Source organism: Variovorax sucrosi (genome assembly GCF_051216635.1).
Taxonomy (GTDB): Bacteria; Pseudomonadota; Gammaproteobacteria; order Burkholderiales; family Burkholderiaceae_C; genus Variovorax.
In genome coordinates, this window is record NZ_JBPJZU010000003.1 from 405,662 (window position 1) to 425,310 (window position 19,649).

The window sequence follows — 19,649 nt, forward strand, 5'->3', positions numbered from 1 at the left end:
TGCGTGCAGCGCGGGAGAACGGTGCGCGGGACGGGACGAATGACGAAGGAGCGGGATCGGCTTCCCGCTCTAAATTCGGTCTCGCGTGGTCTGGCGGTGCACTTCCGCATGGGTCTGGACCGCCGTGGAGGCGAAGAATGCGCGTGCGTCGTCGCCATCCTTGGCGATCCCTGCGGTGAGGGCCTCGAGGCTGGTGTAGCGCAATTCGTCGTGCAGTTTGTGCAGCAGTTCCACGCGGACGATTTTACCGTAGGCCCCCTCGACGCCCAGTTCGGCAGGCCAATCCAGGCAATGGGTCTCCAGCAGCACCCGGCCGGCATTGACGTCGTTGGGGTCGAGCGACGGCCGCACGCCGAGGTTGGCCACGCCCTTGAGCGGCTGCGGCGCCAGCCCGTGCACCAGCACGGCGAAGATGCCGCCGGCCGCCGGCTTCCAGTGCTTGAAGCGCAGGTTGAGGGTGCGGAAGCCGTCGTCCTGGCCGGGCGCGGAGGCACCCAGCGCGCGGCCCAGCTTGCGGCCGTGCACCACGTGGCCCGAGATGGCATAGGGGCGGCCCAGCAGCGTGTGGGCATCGGCCATGCGGCCATCGGCAAGCGCCTCGCGCACGGCCGAGCTGGAAACGCGCAGGCCCCGCCCGCCGCCGGGCCGCCCCAAGGCGGGCGCACCCTCTCGGGGGGCCGCGGGGCGAAGCCGCGCATGGGGGTCCGATATTTCGTAGCTGTTCATGCGGGCCACGTCGAAGCCGTGCCGGTCGCCGGCCGCATCGAGCATCGCGTAGTCGCCGATGCGTTTGGCGCCGAACCGGAAGTCGTCGCCCACCAACACATAGCGCGCGCCCAGGCCGTCGAGCAGCACGTTCTGGACGAATTCGTCGGGTGTCTGGGCGGCCAGCCGCGCGTCGAAGGGCAGCACGATGGTCTGCGCCACGCCGCAGTCGGCCAGCTCGCTGAGCTTGTCGCGCAGCGTGCCGATGCGCGCCGGGGCGAGTTCCGGCCGCTTGTTGACCGCCGCGAAGTAGTCGCGCGGATGCGGCTCGAAGGTGAGCACGCAGCTTGGCAGGCCGCGCTGGCGCGCCTCGGTGACGAGCAGCGCCAGCATGGCCTGGTGACCACGGTGCACGCCGTCGAAATTGCCGATGGTCAGGGCGCAAGCCGGAGCCACGCCGGGATGCCGAAACCCGCGAAAAACCTGCATGGATCGATCTGTTTTTGATAGCGCCGCAAGCCCGTGGAATGGGCAGCGCAGGCTCATTTGTCACAAAGCCGGTATATTGTGACTCAGTGCGTCGTGGCGCACCGCCTCGAAGGTTGTCGCCACGGTCGGGTCTCTCCGTGTTTCTTCCCATCTTGAGGAGGCGTGTGTGAAGGTCTTGAAGCTGTCGGCCCAAGGGCTGCCCCAGTCGTGGATTTCGCTCGAACAGGCGGTGCTCCACTACGCGGCGGATGAAGTGCGCTGGGAGGTCGGTGCGCAAGTGGCTGTGTTCCGCGGTGGTCACAACGCGGTGACGGGTGCGCAGTCGCAGATCGCGATCAACAGCATCATCGGCACCAAGGGCGTGCCGCGCATCAACCCCTTCACGCAGCGGCCGGGCCTGAGCAACAGCAAGCTGTTCGCACGCGACCGCAACATCTGCGCCTACTGCGGCGGCCACTTCCACGAAGACGAACTCACCCGTGAGCACATCATCCCGTTCGCGCAGAAGGGGATCGACGTCTGGATGAACGTCGTGACGGCCTGCAAGCCGTGCAACCACCGCAAGAGCAGCCGCACCCCCGAGCAGGCCGGCATGCCGCTGCTGTACGCGCCCTATGTGCCCAGCCTGTGGGAAGACTTCATCCTGCGCAACCGCCGCATCCTGGCGGATCAGATGGAGTTTCTGATGGCGCATCTGCCGCAGAGTTCACGGCTGCACGGCTAGCCTCATCCGCGCCTCAGTACGTCAGTTCGAGCACGCTGACGTGGCCCTGCGCCAGCGGCCAGCTCAGACCGGCGAGCGTTTCGCCGTTGAATTCGGCGCTGACGCTGCGTTGCGCATCGGCTGATAACTTCAGCTTCGAACTCGAGATGCCCGCGCCCCGCGGTGGCACGCCGGGCAGGGTGTCTTGACCATCGAAGCGCATCGTGTCGCGCTGCGCATCGAAGTAGCCGCGTGGCCGCGTGAAGATCACGAGGGCCTTGGCGTCCTGGTCGGCCGCGGCAACGCGTTCGGGGCGGAGGTTGACGACGCTGCTCGAACGCGGAAAAGGTGACCGGTAGATGTGCGTCGTCGCGTAGCCGGACGCGCTGACGACGAACTCGTAGCCCGTGCCGGCCTCGGCGACGAACGGCCCCCAGCGTCCGTCGGGGCCGACGGCACGGTCCCACACGGCCGCGCCGCGCCGCGCGCCGGTGTCGCGTTCGACGGCGAACACGGTGACGCGTGCGCCGACGATCGGCAGGTTGTTGGTGAAGTTGCCGCTGGCGGGCGCCAGGGCGTCGAGGCCCATGCCCGTGACGCGGCCGGACAGCGCGATCACCGATTCGGCCGCAGGCTGCAGCGTGCGCGGTGCCGCGTCGGTGAGAAAGCGCCACGTGGCGTCGAAGGCGGCCGGCGAGAAGGCGGTTTCGCGATGGTCGACGCGCGGCAGCACGAGGTTGGTCGCGCCCTTCAGCGCCGGGCCGTCGTCGCTGACGTTCGTCGGCCTGCCCGGTGCCCCGATCCAGGTGCCCTCGGGCTGGGCGTACTTGTCGTTGTTGTCGGAGCGCAGCGTGAGCCAGCGCACGCCCGGCGTCACCTCGTCGCCGTTCGGCCCCTTGGGCGCATTGAGCTGGCGCAGGAAGGGCGACTGCGCCGAGAACTCGCTGCCCTCGTTGAAGCCGGGGATCGACCAGATGCCGTGCGCCGGGTTGCCGCCCAGCACGACATGGCTCACGACCCGGTCGCCGCCACCGTTCTGCACGTAGTGGCGGATCGTGTTGCCGCCGCGCGAGCTGCCGACGAGGATCACTTTCCCGGCCTGCGTGCTCTGCAGCACCCGTTCGACCTCGGCCTTGAGGAAGGCCATCGATTCGGCGGTGGAACTGCGGCCCGACTGCGCCACCGCGTCGTTGTCGCGCGCGAGCGGCATCGGCTGGTCGAAGGCGAACAGGCGCTCGCGCGGCCAGCCGTTCGATTCAAAGCGCCAGATCGTCGTCTGCCAGAGCGCAGCCGAATCGCCGTTGCCGTGCACGAAGACGATCGGCGGGCGCTGGGCGGTCGTCGGCGTCATGGCACAGGCGGCGAGCAGGGTGGTGGAGAGGCCGGCGGCCAGGAGGGTGCGTCGAGTGGTCATTGTGCAGAAATCCAATCCATGAAAAACGCCCGCCGGCATGCTGCGGGCGGGCGTGTCGCGCTGGGACGTGAGAGGTTCAGGCAAAGACGCCGGCCGTCTCCTCCATGCGGCCAGACACCTCCCCCAGGTGATGGAGCGTGTCGCCGAAGGTCATCTCCATCTGCGTCAGGCGCTTGAAGTAGTGGCTCACGATGTACTCGTCCGTCACGCCGATGCCGCCGTGCAGCTGCACCGCGTTCTGGCCGACGAAGCGCATCGAGACGCCGAGCTGGTACTTGGCGCGCGCCAGCGCCTGGCGGCGTTCGGCGGCCGGCGCGTTCAGCTTGAGGCTGGCGTAGTAGCTCATCGACCGCGCGAGTTCCAGCTGCATCTTCATGTCGGCCACGCGATGGCGCAGCGCCTGGAAGGTGGCGATGGTCACGCCGAACTGCTTGCGCGTGTTCATGTACTCGACGGTCACGGCGAGGGTCTTGTCCATCACGCCCACGGCTTCGGCGCAGACCGCGGCGATGCCGATGTCGACTGCGTGCTCGAGCGCCGTGAGGCCGTCGAGCGTGACGAGCGCGGCCGCGGCCTGGTCGAACACGACTTCGGCCGCACGGCCGCCGTCCTGCGTGCCATAGCCGCGCGCCGCGACGCCGTCGGCGCTGCGCTCGACCAGAAAGAGGGCGATCTTGCCGTCGAGCGTGGCGGGCACGAGGTAGGCGTCGGCCTGGTCACCGGCGGGCACGACGCCCTTGGTGCCCGAGACGGTCCAGCCGTCACCGGCCTTCGTGGCCTGGGTGTCGCACAGGTCGAGCCGGTAGCGCGCCTTGCGCTCCTGATGGGCCAGCACGACCAGCGCCTGTCCGCCGGCGATGCGTGGCAGCCAGTCGTCTTTCAGCTCGGCGCCTGCATAGCCGCTGAGTACGCCACCGGCGATCAGCGTCTGCGCGAAGGGCTCGAGCACGATGCCGCGCCCGAGTTCTTCCATCACCACCATGCCGGCCACCGGCCCCATGCCGAGGCCGCCGTCGTCTTCAGAGATGTAGAGGCCGCCCAGGCCCAGTTCGGAGAGCTCGTCCCAGGCTTCGCGCGAGAAGCCGCCGGCGGCTTCGACGCCGCGGCGGCGCTCGAAGTCGTAGCCCTTGCCGACCCACTTGCGAACGGCGTCGCGCAGCTGTTCCTGATCGTCGGAAAAATCGAAATCCATGTCTTGTCTCCTCAGCCGAGCACCGTCTGGGCGACGATGTTGCGTTGCACTTCGTTGGAACCGCCGTAGATGGTGGTCTTGCGCATGTTGAAGTAGTTGGATGCGAGCGGCGCCAGGCCGACGTGGCCACCGGGGAAGTCGCCTTGCCAGCCGGCGTGCATCGCCTCGCGGATCAGCGGCAGCGAATAGGCACCGCCGGCCAGCATCATCAGCTCGGTGTAGCGCTGCTGGATCTCGCTGCCCTTGATCTTGAGCAGGCCGGCGATGTCGAGCGAGTTCTTGCCCGAACTGGCGGCCGACAGCACGCGCAGCACCAGCATCTCGAGGGCGACCACGTCGACTTCGAGCTTGGCGATCTCGTCGCGCAAGCGCGTGTCGTCCCACAGGCCTTCGGTCTTGGCGATGCGCTTGAGGCGCTCGAGCTCGCGCTTGGCGCGGTTCACGTCGGCGATGTTGGTGCGCTCGTGGGAGAGCAGGTGCTTGGCGTAGGTCCAGCCCTTGTTCTCTTCGCCGATCAGGTTCTCGGCCGGCACCTCGACGTTGTCGAACCACACCTCGTTGACCTCGACGCTGCCGTCGAGCAGCTTGATCGGGCGCACCGTGACGCCGGGCGACTTCATGTCGAGCAGCAGGAAGCTGATGCCGGTCTGCGGCTTGCCTTCGTTGCTGGTGCGTACCAGGTTGAACATCCAGTCGCCGTACTGACCGAGTGTGGTCCAGGTCTTCTGGCCATTCACGATGTACTTGTCGCCTTGGCGCTCGGCCTTGGTCTTGACCGAGGCCAGGTCGGAGCCCGAGCCCGGCTCGCTGTAGCCCTGGCTCCACCAGACTTCACCGCTGGCGATGCCGGGCAGGAAGCGCTGGTGCTGCTCGGGCGAGCCAAAAGCCTGGATCACCGGCGCGACCATCACCGGGCCGAAGGGCACGATGCGCGGGGCGCCGGCGAGGGCGGTTTCTTCCTCGAAGAGGTGGCGCTGAACGGCGGTCCAGCCGGGGCCGCCGAATTCCTTGGGCCAGCCGTAGCCGAGCCAGCCCTTCTTGCCGAGGATCTTGGCCCAGTTCTGAAGATCGTCGCGCGTCAGTTCGAGCGCGTTGTGCACCTTGTGGGAAATCTCGGTGGGGAGGTTCTCCTTGACCCAGGCGCGAATCTCTTCGCGGAACTTCTGTTCCTCGGGGGTGAAGCTCAAATCCATGCGTGCCTCGCTGTGTTGGTCCGTCGCCGCGAAGGAAGCGGCGTGTCTCCGGAGTCCGACTTTTTAGCACGGTCGTGCACTCGGGAGGTGTCTGCGCTGCGACATCGTGGCGGGCGCCGGCTGCGCCTCCGGCGCACGGATAATCCCGCCTCCCATGAAGAACATCGTCATCCTGATCTCCGGCGAAGGCTCCAACATGGCGGCCATCGTGCGTGCCGCCGAGCAGGGGCGATGGGCCGAGCGTTTCGGCGCCCGCGTCGCTGCGGTGCTGAGCAACCGCGCCGAGGCTGCGGGCCTGGCCTTCGCGCAGCAACGCGGCATCGCGACCGCCGCCATTCCGCACAAGGGCTTCGCGACGCGGGAGGACTTCGACACGGCGCTGGCGGCCGCGATCGAAGCGCACGCGCCGACGCTGGTCGTGCTGGCCGGCTTCATGCGCATCCTGACGCCGGTCTTCGTCGAACGCTACGCCGGCCGCCTCATCAACATCCATCCCTCGTTGCTGCCGGCCTTTCCGGGGCTGAACACGCACCAGCGTGCGATCGACGCCGGCTGCCGGGTGGCAGGCGCCACGGTGCATCAGGTGACGGCTGAACTCGACCACGGCTCGATCCTCGATCAGGCAGCGGTGCCGGTGCTCGCCGACGACACGCCGGCCACGCTGGCCGAGCGTGTGTTGACGCAGGAGCACCGGCTCTATCCCCGGGCGATCGAAGGCTGGCTGCGCCGCGCCTAGCGGGCTGCGGGCCGGGCCGAAATCAGACCTTCCGAAAGCGGGGCTGCACCACGCCGTCGATGTCGACCGTCTCCTGGAACATCGCCGCCGGCCGCACCCACAGGCCGCGTTGGCCGTAGAGCGCGCGGTAGAGCGTCATCGGTTCCAGCGTTTCGCTGTGCCGCACCGTACCGACGACTTCGTACTCGCCGCCCTTGTAATGGCGGTACAGACCGGGCGGCGTTTCGAGCAGGGGCGGCAGGTCGTCGTCGGTCATGGGAAGGGTGCGCAGGGGGTCGGATTTCGGGACGGGATCGCATTCTCGGGCAGCGCGCACCGCGGCTGAGACAATCGGGGCATGCATCCCAAAGTTTTGTTGGAGGCCTGCGCCGATCTCGTCGGCCTCGTCTTGAAGTTCGATCATCCGGCCGATCAGGTCGTTTCCCGTTTCTTTCGCGACCATCGCGAACTCGGCCCGCGCGAGCGCGCGACGCTGGCCGAGACCGTCTACACCGTGCTTCGCAAGAAGCTGCTGTTCGATCACCTGTCCCCCTCGGGCACCGGTTCGAAGGAGCGGCGCATGGCGATCCTGGGCTTTTACGGCCCACGCGATTTCCTCAAGAGCGCCCTCAACGACGTGGAAAAGCGCTGGCTCGACAACTGCGACGCCGTGCGCCCGGACGACCTGCTGGAGCGCCATCGCCACAACCTGCCCGAATGGCTGGTGGCACCGCTGAAGGCCCAGCTGGGCGACCAGTTCTGGGCACTGGCCGAGAGCCTGCAGCAAACGGCGCCGCTGGACCTTCGGGTGAACACGCTGCACGACAAGCGGGCCGACGTTCAGAAGGAACTCGGAAAGGTGTCGATCAAGGCGGTGCCGACGCCGTTCTCGCCCTGGGGATTGCGCATCGACGGCAAGCCGGCCCTGACCAAGCTCGACGCTTTCACGCGCGGCGCCATCGAGGTGCAGGACGAAGGCTCCCAACTGCTGGCGCTGCTGCTGGACGCCAAGCGCGGTGAGATGGTGGTCGACTTTTGCGCCGGCGCGGGCGGCAAGACGCTGGCGATCGGCGCCACCATGCGCAACACCGGGCGGCTCTACGCCTTCGACACCTCGGCGCACCGGCTCGACGCGCTCAAGCCGCGGCTGGCGCGCAGCAAGTTGTCGAACGTGCACCCGGCGGCGATCGCGCACGAACGCGACGACCGCATCAAGCGCCTGGCCGGCAAGATCGACCGAGTGCTGATCGACGCACCCTGCTCGGGGCTCGGCACGCTGCGGCGCAATCCGGATCTGAAATGGCGGCAGTCGCCCAAGGCGATCGAGGAGCTGACGGCCAAGCAGACGGCAATCCTGCAGAGCGCGGCGCGGCTGGTCAAGAGCGGCGGCCGTCTGGTCTACGCCACATGCAGCGTGCTGCCCGAGGAGAACGAGGCCATCGCCGAGGCCTTCTCGGCGGCGAATCCGGACTTCGAACTGCAGGACGCGGCCCCGCTGCTGAGCGGCCTGAAGATCGAGGGCGCCGAGCAGCTCTGCGCGGGCGGGGACAGTGGCGCCCGCTACTTGCGCCTCTGGCCGCATCGCCATGCGACCGACGGTTTCTTTGCGGCGGTGTGGAGCCGGAAGTAGGCGCGGCACTCCAAAGTCAGGGAAAACGCCTGCTCTATCAAGGATTTAGCCCCCTTTGGTGGGGGCCGGCCTTAAAATTGCCGACTACCTGAAGGCTGCACCTTCGTGCGCCATGGAGTATTCAAATCAATGTTGCTTCCTGACTCTGCCGTCCTGAGTGCGGCCATCGACTGGCTTGGACACGGCTTGTGGGACATCGCATGGTGGAAGATCGTGCTGTACACGCTCGTCACCACGCACATCACCATCGCCGGGGTCACGATTTTCCTGCACCGCACGCAGACCCATCGGGCCATGGATCTGGGCCCGGTTCCCTCGCATTTCTTCCGCTTCTGGCTGTGGCTAGGTACCGGCATGGTGACGAAGGAATGGGTTGCCATCCACCGGAAGCACCACGCCAAGTGCGAAACCGAAGAAGACCCGCACAGCCCACAGGTCAAGGGCATCGACGAAGTCATGTGGCGCGGCGCCGAGCTGTACCGCAAGGAATCGAAGAACAAGGACACGATCGAGCGTTTCGGCCACGGCACGCCCAACGACTGGATCGAGCGCAACCTCTACTCGCGCTACAGCTGGCAGGGCGTCGGCCTGATGCTGGTGATCAATCTGGCACTGTTCGGTGCGGCCGGTGCGGCCGTCTGGGCGGTGCAGATGCTCTGGATCCCGTTCTGGGCCGCCGGCGTCGTCAATGGCATCGGCCACTACTGGGGTTATCGCAACTTCGAGGCGACCGACGCCAGCACCAACCTGATCCCCTGGGGCATCATCATCGGCGGCGAAGAGCTGCACAACAACCATCACACCTACCCGACCTCGGCCAAGTTCTCGGTCAAGAAGTATGAATTCGACATCGGCTGGGTCTACATCAGCCTGATGCAGAAAATTGGCTGGGCCAAGGTCAAGAAGCTGCCGCCGAAGCTGCTGATGGGCGACGTGAAGCCGGTGGCGGACGAAAAGACGCTCGAGGCGGTGATTGCCAACCGCTACGAAGTCATGGCTGGCTACGCCCGCGAAATGCGTCGCGCGACCCGCCAGGAGCTGGACGCGCTCAAGGCCAAGGGCGCCGACCTGTCGGTGCTCAAGGCGGCCAAGCGCTGGCTGCACCGGGACGAAGACAAGGTGCCAGCCGCCGCGCGCACGCACATCGTCCAGGCGCGCGAGGCGCATCCGGTGCTCGACAAGATGGTGACGATGCGGGAAGAGCTGCGCCAGCTATGGCTCAACACGTCGCACTCCCGCGAGCAGCTGGCGTCCGACCTGGCGGCCTGGTGCCGTCGCGCCGAAGAAAGCGGCATCGCCGGCCTGCGCGAGTTCTCCACGCGCCTCCGGGCTGCCCGCGCCGCCTGACGCTGGTCCATCGACGACTCCGGTCGTCGAATCAAAAAACCGACCCTCGGGTCGGTTTTTTTGTGGCTGCCGTACGGGAGGCGGGAGGCGCTTTGGGCGCCAAGCACATCCTTCAGGCAATAAAAAAGCCTGCTGAACCAGCAGGCTTTTCGAGGGCATCGCGCTGAATTACTTCAGCTTGATTTCCTTGTACTCGACGTGCTTGCGCGCCTTCGGGTCGAACTTCATGATCGACATCTTTTCAGGCATCGTCTTCTTGTTCTTGCTGGTCGTGTAGAAGTGGCCGGTACCCGCGGTGGATTCCAGCTTGATCTTTTCGCGTCCGCCTTTGCTCGTTGCCATGATTGCGCTCCTTAAGCTTGGCCGCGTGCGCGCAGGTCTGCGAGCACGGCATCGATGCCGTTCTTGTCGATCAGGCGCAGTGCAGCGCTCGAAACGCGCAGGCGAACCCAGCGGTTTTCGGTCTCGACCCAGAAACGACGGTATTGCAGGTTCGGCAGGAACCGGCGCTTGGTTTTGTTGTTGGCGTGGGAAACATTGTTCCCGACCATCGGGCCCTTGCCCGTGACGTCACATACGCGTGCCATGTGGACACTCTTTCATAAACAGCTGGCACCCGATGGACCCGGAAGCGGGCCCCACGACGAGTCGTCGAGAGATGTTTTGCAGCTTGACCTCGCCAGAAACGGGTGGCGGTACCCCGGCTGCCGGTCGGCCCGTGAAGGGCTGCGAATTCGGCAAAGCCTTGGATTATAGCCTTGAGTACTGCCGGAGCGTCACGGCGTGATGCGCGAAGGCGCAGCCGCCCTCGGCGGCCGGCTCATTCCTGCTCGAGGAAGCGCTGGGCGTCCAGGGCTGCCATGCAGCCGGTCCCGGCGCTGGTGATGGCTTGGCGGTAGATGTTGTCCTGCACGTCGCCCGCCGCGAAAACGCCGGGAACACTGGTCATCGTCGCGAAGCCCTGCAGCCCCGACCGCGTCACGATGTAGCCGTCCTTCATCTCGAGCTTGCCCTGGAAGATGTCGGTGTTGGGATGGTGGCCGATCGCGATGAAACAGCCCTTCAGGTCGATCTGCTCGGTATCCCCGGTGTCGGTGCTCTTGAGTCGGACGCCGGTCACGCCGGAATCGTCGCCCAGCACCTCGTCGAGCACCTGGTGCGTCTTCAGCACGATCTTGCCTTCGGCGACCTTCTCATTCAGCTTGTCCACGAGGATGGGTTCGGCCTTGAACTTGTCGCGCCGATGCACCAGCGTGACTTTGCTGGCGATGTTGGACAGGTACAGGGCTTCTTCGACCGCCGTGTTACCGCCGCCGACCACGCAGACTTCCTGTTCCCGATAGAAGAAGCCGTCGCAGGTAGCGCAGCCGGACACGCCGCGGCCCATGAAGCGTTGTTCCGAATCGAGCCCAAGGTATTTGGCCGAGGCGCCGGTGGCGATGATCAGCGAGTCGCAGGTGTAGGTGCCGCTGTCGCCCTTGAGCGTGAAGGGGCGCTTGCTGAAGTCGACCTCGCTGATGTGGTCGAACACGATCTGGGTCTTGAAGCGCTCGGCATGCTCCAGAAAGCGCTGCATCAGTTCCGGGCCTTGCACGCCGTGCACGTCGGCCGGCCAGTTGTCGACCTCGGTGGTGGTCATGAGCTGTCCCCCTTGTGCCATGCCGGTGATGAGCAGGGGCTGCAAATTGGCGCGCGCCGCATAGACTGCAGCTGTGTAGCCGGCCGGGCCGGAGCCCAAAATAAGAACCTTTGCGTGTTGTGGCGACGTCATAGATGGAAAACCTGGGGTTTTTCGTGTATCAGGGTGTACATTTTCAGGGGTGATTGCCTCTGAGTATCACCGTTCGAGTCCGCTCCGGGAGGGGACGTTTTCAATGCGTGCGATTGTATGAATCCATCAAGGATCGACTCGCGCGTTATCGGGGATTGATGAATGTCGATGCTGTCCAACCTTGAATTGCTCCGCCGCGTGCCTTTGTTCGCTGCGCTGACACCCACCCAGTCGGCGAGCATTGCCGACGCAATTGTCAAAAAGCGTTTCAAGCGCGCCGAAGTCATCGTGGAGCAGGGCAAGAAGACCGACGCCCTCTACATCATCCTCACCGGACGGGCTCGCGTGATGAGCACCGACAGCCGCGGCCGGGAAGTCATCCTGGCCACGCTCCAGCCGGGCGACTACATCGGCGAGATGAGCCTGATCGACGACGAGCCGCATTCCGCAACCGTGCGCACCGAGATCCAGACCGACGTTCTCATGCTCGATCGCGATGCGTTCTCGCGCTGCCTGCCCGAGAACTCGTCGATGTCGTACAACATCATGCGCGGCCTGGTGCAGCGCCTGCGCCACGCCGACCGCAAGATCGAATCGCTGGCACTGATGGACGTCTACGGACGTGTCGCCCGTTCGCTGATCGAGTTCGCCGTCGACGACGGGCAGGGCAACCTCAAGATCCGCGACAAGATTTCGCGCCAGGACTTGGCCAAAATGGTCGGTGCATCCCGCGAGATGGTCAGCCGCGTCATGAAGGACCTCGAGGAACGTGGTTTCGTTCAGACACAAGCCGATGGCTCGATGCTGGTCAAGGATCGGCTCTCCTCGCTGGCTTGACGCGTCGGCCGGCCACCGCGCCCGCCGCCCTTTGCGCAAACGCCACGCCCGGCGCCTGTCCACGCCGTTTTCCGTTGTAGTCTTCATGCGCCCGCGGTTCTTTTCGACCGCCGGGGCATTGCGCTGCCCATGACCTATTCATTGAACACCCTCCAGTCCCCGACCGCGGGCGATCCGCCGGTGCGCATGCGCGCCTTGCGCTTCGCGCATGAAATCACCCTGATCGCCGGTTTCGTCCTCCTGATGTTCTGGCTGATCGCCATGCTGAGCTTCACGCCGTCGGACGCCGCCTGGTCGACCTCCGGCACGGGCGGCGAGGTGAAGAACTGGGGGGGGCGCATCGGGGCCTGGATCGCCGATGGCAGCTATTTCCTCGGCGGCTATTCCATCTGGTGGGCGCTGGCGGCGGGCCTGCGCGTGTGGCTGTCGTCGCTGGCCGGATGGCTGCGTGGGGGCGAAGCCGGTGGCGCACCGGCGCCCGCGCCCCAGGGCCGATTCAATCGCAGTCGGCTCGCCTTCTGGTTCGGGCTGGTGTTGCTGCTGTGTGCCAGCGCCATGCTCGAGTGGTCGCGCCTGTACCGGCTGGAGTTCCGGCTCCCGGGCCACGGCGGCGGCATCCTCGGCTATTTCGTCGGTCCGCTGAGCGTGAAGTGGATGGGCTTCACCGGTTCGGCCCTCATCGCCATCGCCGGCGGCGTCATCGGCTCGGCGCTGGTGTTCCGCTTCTCGTGGAGTCACATCGCCGAGCGCATCGGCGCCCGTGTCTATTCGCTGTTCGAATCGCGCCGGGAAAAGCGCGAGATCGCCGAGGACATCGCGCTGGGCCGCCAAGCGGCGCGCGAGCGCGAGGAGGTCATGTACCCCGGCGAGCGCGACAGTGAGCCGATGCTCGACGGCGACACCCTGCCGCCCGAGCCGCGGCCCAAGCGCCGGGCACCCGCGCCGCCGCCGGTGCAGATCGAGCCGGCCATGACCGAGGTGCCCAAGAGCGATCGCGTCGCCAAGGAGCGCCAGAAGCCGCTGTTCCGCGAACTGCCCGACAGCAAGCTGCCGCAGGTCGACCTGCTCGACGCGGCCCAGTTGCGCCAGGAAACGGTGTCGAGCGACACGCTGGAGATGACCTCCCGCATGATCGAGAAGAAGCTCAAGGACTTCGGCGTCGAAGTGCGCGTGGTGCTGGCCTCGCCCGGCCCGGTGATCACCCGCTACGAGATCGAGCCCGCCACGGGCGTGAAGGGTTCGCAGATCGTTGGCCTCGCCAAGGACCTGGCGCGCTCGCTCTCGCTGGTGTCGATCCGCGTGGTGGAGACGATCCCTGGCAAGAACTACATGGCGCTCGAACTGCCGAATGCCAAGCGGCAGTCGATCAAGCTCAGCGAAATCCTCGGCTCGCAGGTCTACAACGAGGGCAAGTCGATGCTCACGATGGGTCTGGGCAAGGACATCATCGGCAACCCCATTGTTGCCGACCTGGCCAAGATGCCGCACGTGCTGGTGGCCGGCACCACCGGCTCGGGCAAGTCGGTCGGTATCAACGCGATGATCCTGAGCCTGCTCTACAAGGCCGAGGCGCGCGACGTGCGCCTGCTCATGATCGACCCGAAGATGCTCGAAATGTCGGTGTACGAGGGCATTCCGCACCTGCTGGCGCCGGTGGTCACCGACATGCGGCAGGCGGCGCACGGCCTGACCTGGTGCGTGGCCGAGATGGAGCGCCGCTACAAGCTGATGAGCAAGCTCGGCGTGCGCAACCTGGCGGGCTACAACGTCAAGATCGATGAAGCCAAGGCGCGCGAGGAGTTCGTCTACAACCCCTTCAGCCTGACGCCGGACGACCCCGAGCCGCTGCGCCGCGAGCCGCACATCGTGGTGGTCATCGACGAGCTGGCCGACCTGATGATGGTGGTGGGCAAGAAGATCGAAGAGCTCATCGCCCGCCTGGCGCAGAAGGCGCGCGCCGCCGGCATCCACCTGATCCTGGCGACGCAGCGGCCGAGCGTGGACGTGATCACCGGCCTCATCAAGGCCAACATCCCAACCCGCATCGCCTTTCAGGTGTCCAGCAAGATCGACTCGCGGACCATCCTCGACCAGATGGGCGCCGAAGCCTTGCTGGGCATGGGTGACATGCTTTACATGCCGAGTGGTACGGGCTTGCCGATTCGGGTGCATGGTGCGTTCGTGAGCGACGAGGAAGTGCATCGCGTGGTGGCTTACCTCAAGAGCCAGGGTGAGCCGGACTACATCGAAGGCGTGCTGGAAGGCGGAACCGTCGACGGCGACGGTGATCTATTGGGGGACGGTGGCGGCGATGCCGAGAAGGACCCGATGTACGACCAGGCGGTCGAGGTCGTGCTCAAGAACCGCAAGGCCAGCATTTCGCTGGTGCAGCGCCACCTGAAGATCGGCTACAACCGCGCGGCGCGGCTGGTCGAGGACATGGAAAAAGCCGGGCTGGTCAGCGCCATGAGCGGTGCGGGCCAGCGCGAGATCCTGGTGCCTGCGCGCACCGAATGAACGGAACAGGATGCAGTCGTTGAAGAAATCGTGGGTCGGTCTTTGCATGGCAGGTGCCGCGATGAGCACCTGGGCGGCGGGCATGGAAAGCCTCGAGGCCTTCGTGAAGAACGTGAAGTCCGGTCGCGCCGAGTTCACGCAGACCGTGACCGCCCCGGCCAAGGAAGGCCAACCATCGCGCGAGAAGGTGTCGACCGGCACCTTCGAATTCCAGCGCCCAGGCCAGTTCAAGTTCGACTACAAGAAGCCCTTCGCGCAGACCATCGTCGCCGACGGCAAGACGCTCTGGCTTTACGACGCCGACCTGAATCAGGTGACGCAACGGGCGCAGGCACAGGCGTTGGGATCCACGCCCGCTGCCCTCATCGCTGCCGCACCCGATCTGCGTGCACTGCAGGCCGACTTCACGCTCGAATCGGCACCGGAGCGTGACGGCTTGCAATGGGTCAAGGCCACGCCGAAGGCCAAGGACGGACAACTGCAGGGCATCCAGGTCGGCTTCCAGGGCGAAGCACTTGCGGCGCTGGAGATCCAGGACAGCTTCGGCCAGCGCTCGGTGCTCAAGTTCAGCAAGGTCGAGGTCAACCCCGCCCTCGGCGCCGGCGCCTTCGCGTTCAAGGCGCCGGCCGGCGCAGACGTGCTCAAGCAATAGCCGCCATACACCAGCCGCACGCCTAGGCCTGAACGGGCCGCGGCGAGAATGGTCCTCGCTCATGGCCATTTCCACCCTGCCTCCCCTCGCCGAACGCCTTCGTCCGAAAACCTTGGGCGAGGTGATCGGCCAGCAGCACCTCCTCGGCCCCGGCATGCCCCTGCGCATCGCCTTCGAATCCGGCCAGCCGCACTCCTGCATCCTGTGGGGGCCGCCCGGCACGGGCAAGACCACCATCGCCCGCCTGATGGCCGATGCCTTCGACGCTCAGTTCCTGAGCATCAGCGCCGTGCTCGGCGGCGTGAAGGACATCCGCGAAGCCGTCGAGCGCGCCACCGTGGCGCGCGACGGCCTCGAGCAGCGCCGCACCATCGTCTTCGTCGACGAGGTGCACCGTTTCAACAAGAGTCAGCAGGACGCCTTCCTGCCGCACGTGGAGTCGGGTCTCTTCACCTTCATCGGCGCGACCACCGAGAACCCGTCCTTCGAGGTGAACTCGGCGCTGCTGTCGCGCGCGGCGGTCTATGTGCTGCAGCCACTGACCGAAGTCGACCTCAAGCAGATCGTCGCCAAGGCACAGGCGATCGACGCGGTGCCGGCCATCGACGACGCGGCGGTCGACCGGCTGGTGGCCTACGCCGACGGCGACGCGCGTCGGTTGCTCAACACGTTGGAAACCCTGTCCGTGGCCGCCCGCGCCGAGAAGCTCGATCGCATCGGCGACGACTGGCTGCTGCGGGTACTGGGCGAGCGCATGCGCCGCTACGACAAGGGTGGTGAGCAGTTCTATGACACCATCAGCGCGCTGCACAAGTCGGTGCGCGGCAGCGACCCCGACGCCGCGCTCTACTGGTTCGTCCGCATGCTCGATGGCGGCGCCGACCCGCGCTACATGGCGCGCCGGCTGGTGCGCATGGCCAGTGAGGACATCGGCCTGGCCGACCCGCGTGCGCTGCGGCTCGCCCTCGACGCCGCCGAGGTCTACGAGCGCCTGGGCACGCCAGAGGGTGAACTCGCCCTGGCCGAATGCGTGGTCTACCTGGCCATCGCGCCCAAGTCCAACGCGGTCTACAAGGCCTACAACGAAGTCCGTGCCTTCATCAAGAAGGACGGCACGCGCCCCGTCCCCATGCACCTGCGCAATGCCCCGACGAAGCTCATGAAGGAGCTCGACTACGGCAAGGGCTACCGCTACGCGCACGACGAAGAGGGCGGGTTCGCCGCCGGCGAAAGCTACCTGCCCGACGGGATGGCCGCGCCCGGCTTCTACCAGCCGGTCGAGCGCGGCCTGGAAATTCGCATCGCCGAGAAGATGCGCGAACTGCAACGCCGCAACGGCGACGCCAAGTAAGGCGAGGGGCATTGCCCCGAGCCGGCATCGAAGCGGCCCCGCGTCAAGGGGTAAATCCCCCGGCTGGGCTGCACCATGGCAGCGCATGCTCCTGACTACAATCCCGCCCACAAATCCGCCAGCGCCACATGCTGGCGGGTTTTTTGCTAGATGGGCTCTGCAGCGTCAAACCGGCGTTGCAGGGGAGCGAAAGCACCTCGCAAAGGTGCCATCACATTAGGGACTCTTTATGGAAATCTTGCTGCAGCAGATCATCAACGGTCTGGTTCTCGGCAGCATGTATGCCTTGATAGCCTTGGGCTACACCATGGTGTACGGCATCATCAACCTCATCAACTTCGCGCACGGCGAAGTCCTGATGGTCGGCGCGCTGACCAGCTGGACGGTCATCGGCCTGATGCGGGACGCCATGCCCGGCGCGCCCGGCTGGCTGATCCTGCTGCTGGCCTTGATCATCGCGTGCGTGGTCGCGGCCACGCTCAACTTCGTGATCGAGAAGGTGGCCTACCGGCCGCTGCGCAACAGCCCCAAGCTGGCGCCGCTCATCACGGCGATCGGCATGTCGATCCTGCTGCAAACACTGGCCATGATCATCTGGCGGCCGACCAACAAGGCGTACCCCACGCTGCTGCCGAGCGAATCGATCGTCGTCGGCGGTGCCTCGATCTCGCCCACGCAGATCATGATCCTGGTGGTGACAGCGATCTCGCTGGCCGTTCTGACCTGGCTGGTCAACTACACCAAGCTCGGCCGCGCGATGCGCGCCACTGCCGAGAACCCGCGGGTCGCCTCGCTCATGGGCATCCGGCCCGACATGGTGATCTCGGCGACCTTCATCATCGGCGCCGTGCTCGCGGCCATTGCCGGCGTGATGTACGCGTCGAATTACGGCATCGCGCAACATGCCATGGGCTTCGGTCCCGGCCTCAAGGCCTTCACGGCCGCCGTGTTCGGCGGCATCGGCAACCTGGCCGGTGCGGTGGTCGGCGGCATCCTGCTCGGCCTCATCGAAGCCATCGGTGCCGGCTACCTGGGGACTGTCACCGGCGGCGTGCTGGGCAGCCAGCACAGCGACATCTTCGCTTTCGTCATCCTGATCCTGACGCTGACCGTGCGGCCTTCCGGCCTCTTGGGTGAGCGAGTGGCAGACCGAGCCTGAAGGAAAAGACGCCATGAAAAGCAAGAACCTCATCGTCTTCCTGATCGCCGCGATCGCATTGCTTGCGCTGCCGCTGCTGCTGCAGACCCAGGGCAATGCCTGGGTGCGCATTGTCGACATCGCGCTGCTCTACGTGCTGCTGGCGCTGGGCCTGAACATCGTGGTCGGCTATGCCGGCCTGCTCGACCTGGGCTACGTGGCCTTCTTCGCGATCGGTGCCTACCTGTACGCACTGCTCGGCTCGCCGCACCTGACCGAGACCTTCCCGGCCATCAAGGCGATGTTTCCGGGTGGGCTGCATGCGCCGCTCCTGATCGTGATCCCGTTAGCGCTGGTGCTGGCCGGGGTCTTCGGCGTGCTGCTCGGCGCGCCGACGCTTCGGCTGCGCGGCGACTACCTCGCGATCGTGACACTCGGCTTCGGCGAGATCATCCGCGTGTTCCTGAACACGCTCGACCATCCGGTGAACATCACCAACGGCCCCAAGGGGTTGGATGCCATCGAGCCGGTGCACTTCTGGGGGCTGAACCTCGGCAGGCCGCTCAAGCTGGGCGACTACACGATCTCCTCCGTGTCGCTCTACTACTACCTGTTCCTGGCGCTCGTGATCTTCACCGTCATCATTTCGCACCGCCTGCAGCTGTCGCGCATCGGCCGCGCCTGGATGGCCATTCGTGAGGACGAGATCGCCGCGAAGGCGATGGGCATCAACACCCGCAACATGAAGCTGCTGGCCTTCGGCATGGGCGCCAGTTTTGGCGGCGTGTCGGGCGCGATGTTCGCGTCCTTCCAGAGCTTCGTGTCGCCCGAGTCCTTCAGCCTGATGGAGTCGGTGATGATCGTCGCGATGGTGGTGCTGGGCGGCATCGGCCACCTGCCGGGCGTGATCCTGGGCGCCGTGCTGCTGGCCGCGCTGCCCGAGGTGCTGCGCTACATCGCCGGCCCGCTGCAGTCGATGACCGATGGCCGTCTCGACGCGTCCATCCTGCGTCAGTTGTTCATCGCGCTGGCCATGATCGTCATCATGCTGGTGCGTCCGCGCGGCCTGTGGCCGTCGCCGGAGCATGGCAAGTCGCTCAAGCGCAAGGGTGGCGACGCCACGCCCATCGACGCTGCGGGCGTCGGCAGCCCGGCCGACGAAGTGCCGCACAAGCCTTCGCGTTCGATGTCGATCAACCCCTGAACGGATGGAACCCCAGACCATGACTGACACCATCCTCGAAGTCCGCGGCATCTCCAAGCGCTTCGGCGGGCTGCAGGCCCTGTCGGACGTCGGCATCAAGATCCAGCGCGGCCAGGTCTACGGCCTGATCGGCCCCAACGGCGCCGGCAAGACCACCTTCTTCAACGTGATCACCGGGCTCTACACGCCCGACAGCGGAAGCTTCGAGCTGGCCGGCAAGCCCTACCAGCCGACGGCCGTGCACGAAGTGGCCAAGGCCGGCATCGCGCGCACCTTCCAGAACATCCGGCTCTTCGCGGACATGACCGCCCTCGAGAACGTGATGGTCGGGCGCCACGTGCGCACGCATTCGGGCGTGATCGGCGCCATGCTGCGCACCAGCAGCTTCAAGGCCGAAGAGGCGGCGATCGCCGACCGCGCGCAAGAACTGCTCGACTACGTCGGCATCGGCAAGTTCGCCGACTACAAGGCGCGCACGCTGAGCTACGGCGACCAGCGCCGGCTGGAAATCGCGCGGGCCCTGGCGACCGACCCGCAGCTCATCGCGCTCGACGAGCCGGCCGCCGGCATGAACGCGACCGAGAAGGTGATGCTGCGCGAGCTCATCAGCCAGATCCGCAAGGACAACCGCACCATCCTGCTGATCGAGCACGACGTGAAGCTGGTGATGGGCCTGTGCGACCGCCTCACGGTGCTCGACTACGGCAAGCAGATCGCCGAGGGCACGCCCGCGGAAGTGCAGAAGAACGAAAAGGTGATCGAGGCTTATCTCGGCACCGGAGGACATTGAG

19 protein-coding genes are annotated in these 19,649 nt (G+C 66.2%); 11 read left to right on the forward strand and 8 right to left on the reverse strand.

Annotated features, from left to right (window positions below; genetic code table 11):
• Positions 1-69: 69 nt before the first annotated feature.
• Positions 70-1,194 carry a bifunctional riboflavin kinase/FMN adenylyltransferase gene (locus tag ACSFBE_RS08060; protein ID WP_435489860.1) on the reverse strand — a complete coding sequence of 375 codons (1,125 nt, stop codon included), beginning with the start codon at positions 1,192-1,194 and terminating at the stop codon, positions 70-72.
• A 166-nt stretch (positions 1,195-1,360) separates the two neighbouring features.
• Here ACSFBE_RS08060 and ACSFBE_RS08065 point away from each other — a divergent pair, with 166 nt between their 5' ends.
• A complete protein-coding gene (locus ACSFBE_RS08065) occupies positions 1,361-1,918 on the forward strand; it encodes an HNH endonuclease (protein ID WP_435489861.1) in 558 nt (185 codons plus the stop codon).
• 13 nt (positions 1,919-1,931) lie between these two features.
• Here the strand turns inward: ACSFBE_RS08065 and ACSFBE_RS08070 are convergent, their stop codons facing one another.
• The 3 genes from ACSFBE_RS08070 to ACSFBE_RS08080 form a co-directional block, all read right to left on the reverse strand.
• Positions 1,932-3,311: an alpha/beta fold hydrolase gene (locus ACSFBE_RS08070; RefSeq protein ID WP_435489862.1), complete on the reverse strand. Its 1,380-nt coding sequence runs from the start codon at positions 3,309-3,311 to the stop codon at positions 1,932-1,934.
• Positions 3,312-3,387: 76 nt separating this feature from the next.
• On the reverse strand, positions 3,388-4,503 hold the full coding sequence (locus ACSFBE_RS08075; protein WP_435489863.1) for an acyl-CoA dehydrogenase family protein: 1,116 nt from the start codon (positions 4,501-4,503) through the stop codon (positions 3,388-3,390).
• Positions 4,504-4,514: 11 nt separating this feature from the next.
• Positions 4,515-5,696, reverse strand: a complete 1,182-nt coding sequence (locus ACSFBE_RS08080) for an acyl-CoA dehydrogenase family protein (protein ID WP_435489864.1) — start codon at positions 5,694-5,696, stop codon at positions 4,515-4,517.
• A 154-nt stretch (positions 5,697-5,850) separates the two neighbouring features.
• On the opposite strand from ACSFBE_RS08080, the gene purN reads away from it, so the two are divergent.
• Positions 5,851-6,432, forward strand: coding sequence for a phosphoribosylglycinamide formyltransferase (purN, locus tag ACSFBE_RS08085; protein ID WP_435489865.1), 582 nt, complete (start codon positions 5,851-5,853; stop codon positions 6,430-6,432).
• A 22-nt stretch (positions 6,433-6,454) separates the two neighbouring features.
• Here purN and ACSFBE_RS08090 read toward each other — a convergent pair whose 3' ends face one another.
• Complete coding sequence (locus tag ACSFBE_RS08090) at positions 6,455-6,688, reverse strand: DUF1653 domain-containing protein (RefSeq protein WP_435489866.1); 234 nt, start codon at positions 6,686-6,688, stop codon at positions 6,455-6,457.
• An 81-nt stretch (positions 6,689-6,769) separates the two neighbouring features.
• On the opposite strand from ACSFBE_RS08090, the gene ACSFBE_RS08095 reads away from it, so the two are divergent.
• Together ACSFBE_RS08095 and ACSFBE_RS08100 are read left to right on the forward strand one after the other, a co-directional pair.
• Positions 6,770-8,041: an RsmB/NOP family class I SAM-dependent RNA methyltransferase gene (locus ACSFBE_RS08095; protein ID WP_435489867.1), complete on the forward strand. Its 1,272-nt coding sequence runs from the start codon at positions 6,770-6,772 to the stop codon at positions 8,039-8,041.
• Between the two features lie 129 nt (positions 8,042-8,170).
• Positions 8,171-9,388, forward strand: a complete 1,218-nt coding sequence (locus ACSFBE_RS08100; protein WP_435489868.1) for a DesA family fatty acid desaturase — start codon at positions 8,171-8,173, stop codon at positions 9,386-9,388.
• 168 nt (positions 9,389-9,556) lie between these two features.
• On the opposite strand, the gene rpmG is transcribed toward ACSFBE_RS08100, so the two are convergent.
• From rpmG to trxB, 3 genes are all read right to left on the reverse strand, one after another.
• A complete protein-coding gene (gene rpmG, locus ACSFBE_RS08105) occupies positions 9,557-9,730 on the reverse strand; it encodes a 50S ribosomal protein L33 (protein WP_007830291.1) in 174 nt (57 codons plus the stop codon).
• A gap of 11 nt (positions 9,731-9,741) precedes the next feature.
• Positions 9,742-9,975: a 50S ribosomal protein L28 gene (rpmB, locus tag ACSFBE_RS08110; RefSeq protein WP_007830293.1), complete on the reverse strand. Its 234-nt coding sequence runs from the start codon at positions 9,973-9,975 to the stop codon at positions 9,742-9,744.
• 233 nt (positions 9,976-10,208) lie between these two features.
• Positions 10,209-11,159: a thioredoxin-disulfide reductase gene (gene trxB, locus ACSFBE_RS08115; protein WP_435489869.1), complete on the reverse strand. Its 951-nt coding sequence runs from the start codon at positions 11,157-11,159 to the stop codon at positions 10,209-10,211.
• A 162-nt stretch (positions 11,160-11,321) separates the two neighbouring features.
• On the opposite strand from trxB, the gene ACSFBE_RS08120 reads away from it, so the two are divergent.
• From ACSFBE_RS08120 to ACSFBE_RS08150, 7 genes are all read left to right on the forward strand, one after another.
• A complete protein-coding gene (locus tag ACSFBE_RS08120) occupies positions 11,322-11,996 on the forward strand; it encodes a Crp/Fnr family transcriptional regulator (protein WP_435454505.1) in 675 nt (224 codons plus the stop codon).
• Positions 11,997-12,125: 129 nt separating this feature from the next.
• A complete protein-coding gene (locus ACSFBE_RS08125; RefSeq protein ID WP_435489870.1) occupies positions 12,126-14,513 on the forward strand; it encodes a DNA translocase FtsK in 2,388 nt (795 codons plus the stop codon).
• Between the two features lie 10 nt (positions 14,514-14,523).
• Complete coding sequence (gene lolA, locus ACSFBE_RS08130) at positions 14,524-15,165, forward strand: outer membrane lipoprotein periplasmic chaperone LolA (RefSeq protein WP_475539668.1); 642 nt, start codon at positions 14,524-14,526, stop codon at positions 15,163-15,165.
• 61 nt (positions 15,166-15,226) lie between these two features.
• Complete coding sequence (locus ACSFBE_RS08135) at positions 15,227-16,516, forward strand: replication-associated recombination protein A (RefSeq protein ID WP_435489871.1); 1,290 nt, start codon at positions 15,227-15,229, stop codon at positions 16,514-16,516.
• A 229-nt stretch (positions 16,517-16,745) separates the two neighbouring features.
• Positions 16,746-17,675 (forward strand): branched-chain amino acid ABC transporter permease, encoded by a 930-nt coding sequence (locus tag ACSFBE_RS08140; RefSeq protein WP_435454508.1) that lies wholly within the window; start codon positions 16,746-16,748, stop codon positions 17,673-17,675.
• Positions 17,676-17,688: 13 nt separating this feature from the next.
• Positions 17,689-18,858, forward strand: coding sequence for a branched-chain amino acid ABC transporter permease (locus tag ACSFBE_RS08145; protein WP_435489872.1), 1,170 nt, complete (start codon positions 17,689-17,691; stop codon positions 18,856-18,858).
• Positions 18,859-18,877: 19 nt separating this feature from the next.
• A complete protein-coding gene (locus tag ACSFBE_RS08150) occupies positions 18,878-19,648 on the forward strand; it encodes an ABC transporter ATP-binding protein (RefSeq protein ID WP_435489873.1) in 771 nt (256 codons plus the stop codon).
• The last annotated feature ends 1 nt before the right edge of the window (position 19,649 follow it).

What these genes read in the sequence shown, in the direction of transcription:
- ACSFBE_RS08090 (WP_435489866.1), bottom strand. Translation starts at nt 6,688, where the DNA reads ATGACCGACGACGACCTGCCGCCCCTGCTCGAAACGCCGCCCGGTCTG.
- ACSFBE_RS08075 (WP_435489863.1), bottom strand. Translation starts at nt 4,503, where the DNA reads ATGGATTTCGATTTTTCCGACGATCAGGAACAGCTGCGCGACGCCGTT.
- ACSFBE_RS08100 (WP_435489868.1), top strand. Translation starts at nt 8,171, where the DNA reads ATGTTGCTTCCTGACTCTGCCGTCCTGAGTGCGGCCATCGACTGGCTT.
- ACSFBE_RS08150 (WP_435489873.1), top strand. Translation starts at nt 18,878, where the DNA reads ATGACTGACACCATCCTCGAAGTCCGCGGCATCTCCAAGCGCTTCGGC.
- ACSFBE_RS08095 (WP_435489867.1), top strand. Translation starts at nt 6,770, where the DNA reads ATGCATCCCAAAGTTTTGTTGGAGGCCTGCGCCGATCTCGTCGGCCTC.
- ACSFBE_RS08135 (WP_435489871.1), top strand. Translation starts at nt 15,227, where the DNA reads ATGGCCATTTCCACCCTGCCTCCCCTCGCCGAACGCCTTCGTCCGAAA.
- ACSFBE_RS08125 (WP_435489870.1), top strand. Translation starts at nt 12,126, where the DNA reads ATGACCTATTCATTGAACACCCTCCAGTCCCCGACCGCGGGCGATCCG.
- ACSFBE_RS08120 (WP_435454505.1), top strand. Translation starts at nt 11,322, where the DNA reads ATGTCGATGCTGTCCAACCTTGAATTGCTCCGCCGCGTGCCTTTGTTC.
- rpmG (WP_007830291.1), bottom strand. Translation starts at nt 9,730, where the DNA reads ATGGCAACGAGCAAAGGCGGACGCGAAAAGATCAAGCTGGAATCCACC.
- ACSFBE_RS08080 (WP_435489864.1), bottom strand. Translation starts at nt 5,696, where the DNA reads ATGGATTTGAGCTTCACCCCCGAGGAACAGAAGTTCCGCGAAGAGATT.
- rpmB (WP_007830293.1), bottom strand. Translation starts at nt 9,975, where the DNA reads ATGGCACGCGTATGTGACGTCACGGGCAAGGGCCCGATGGTCGGGAAC.
- ACSFBE_RS08070 (WP_435489862.1), bottom strand. Translation starts at nt 3,311, where the DNA reads ATGACCACTCGACGCACCCTCCTGGCCGCCGGCCTCTCCACCACCCTG.
- trxB (WP_435489869.1), bottom strand. Translation starts at nt 11,159, where the DNA reads ATGACGTCGCCACAACACGCAAAGGTTCTTATTTTGGGCTCCGGCCCG.
- lolA (WP_475539668.1), top strand. Translation starts at nt 14,524, where the DNA reads ATGCAGTCGTTGAAGAAATCGTGGGTCGGTCTTTGCATGGCAGGTGCC.
- ACSFBE_RS08060 (WP_435489860.1), bottom strand. Translation starts at nt 1,194, where the DNA reads ATGCAGGTTTTTCGCGGGTTTCGGCATCCCGGCGTGGCTCCGGCTTGC.
- ACSFBE_RS08140 (WP_435454508.1), top strand. Translation starts at nt 16,746, where the DNA reads ATGGAAATCTTGCTGCAGCAGATCATCAACGGTCTGGTTCTCGGCAGC.
- ACSFBE_RS08145 (WP_435489872.1), top strand. Translation starts at nt 17,689, where the DNA reads ATGAAAAGCAAGAACCTCATCGTCTTCCTGATCGCCGCGATCGCATTG.
- purN (WP_435489865.1), top strand. Translation starts at nt 5,851, where the DNA reads ATGAAGAACATCGTCATCCTGATCTCCGGCGAAGGCTCCAACATGGCG.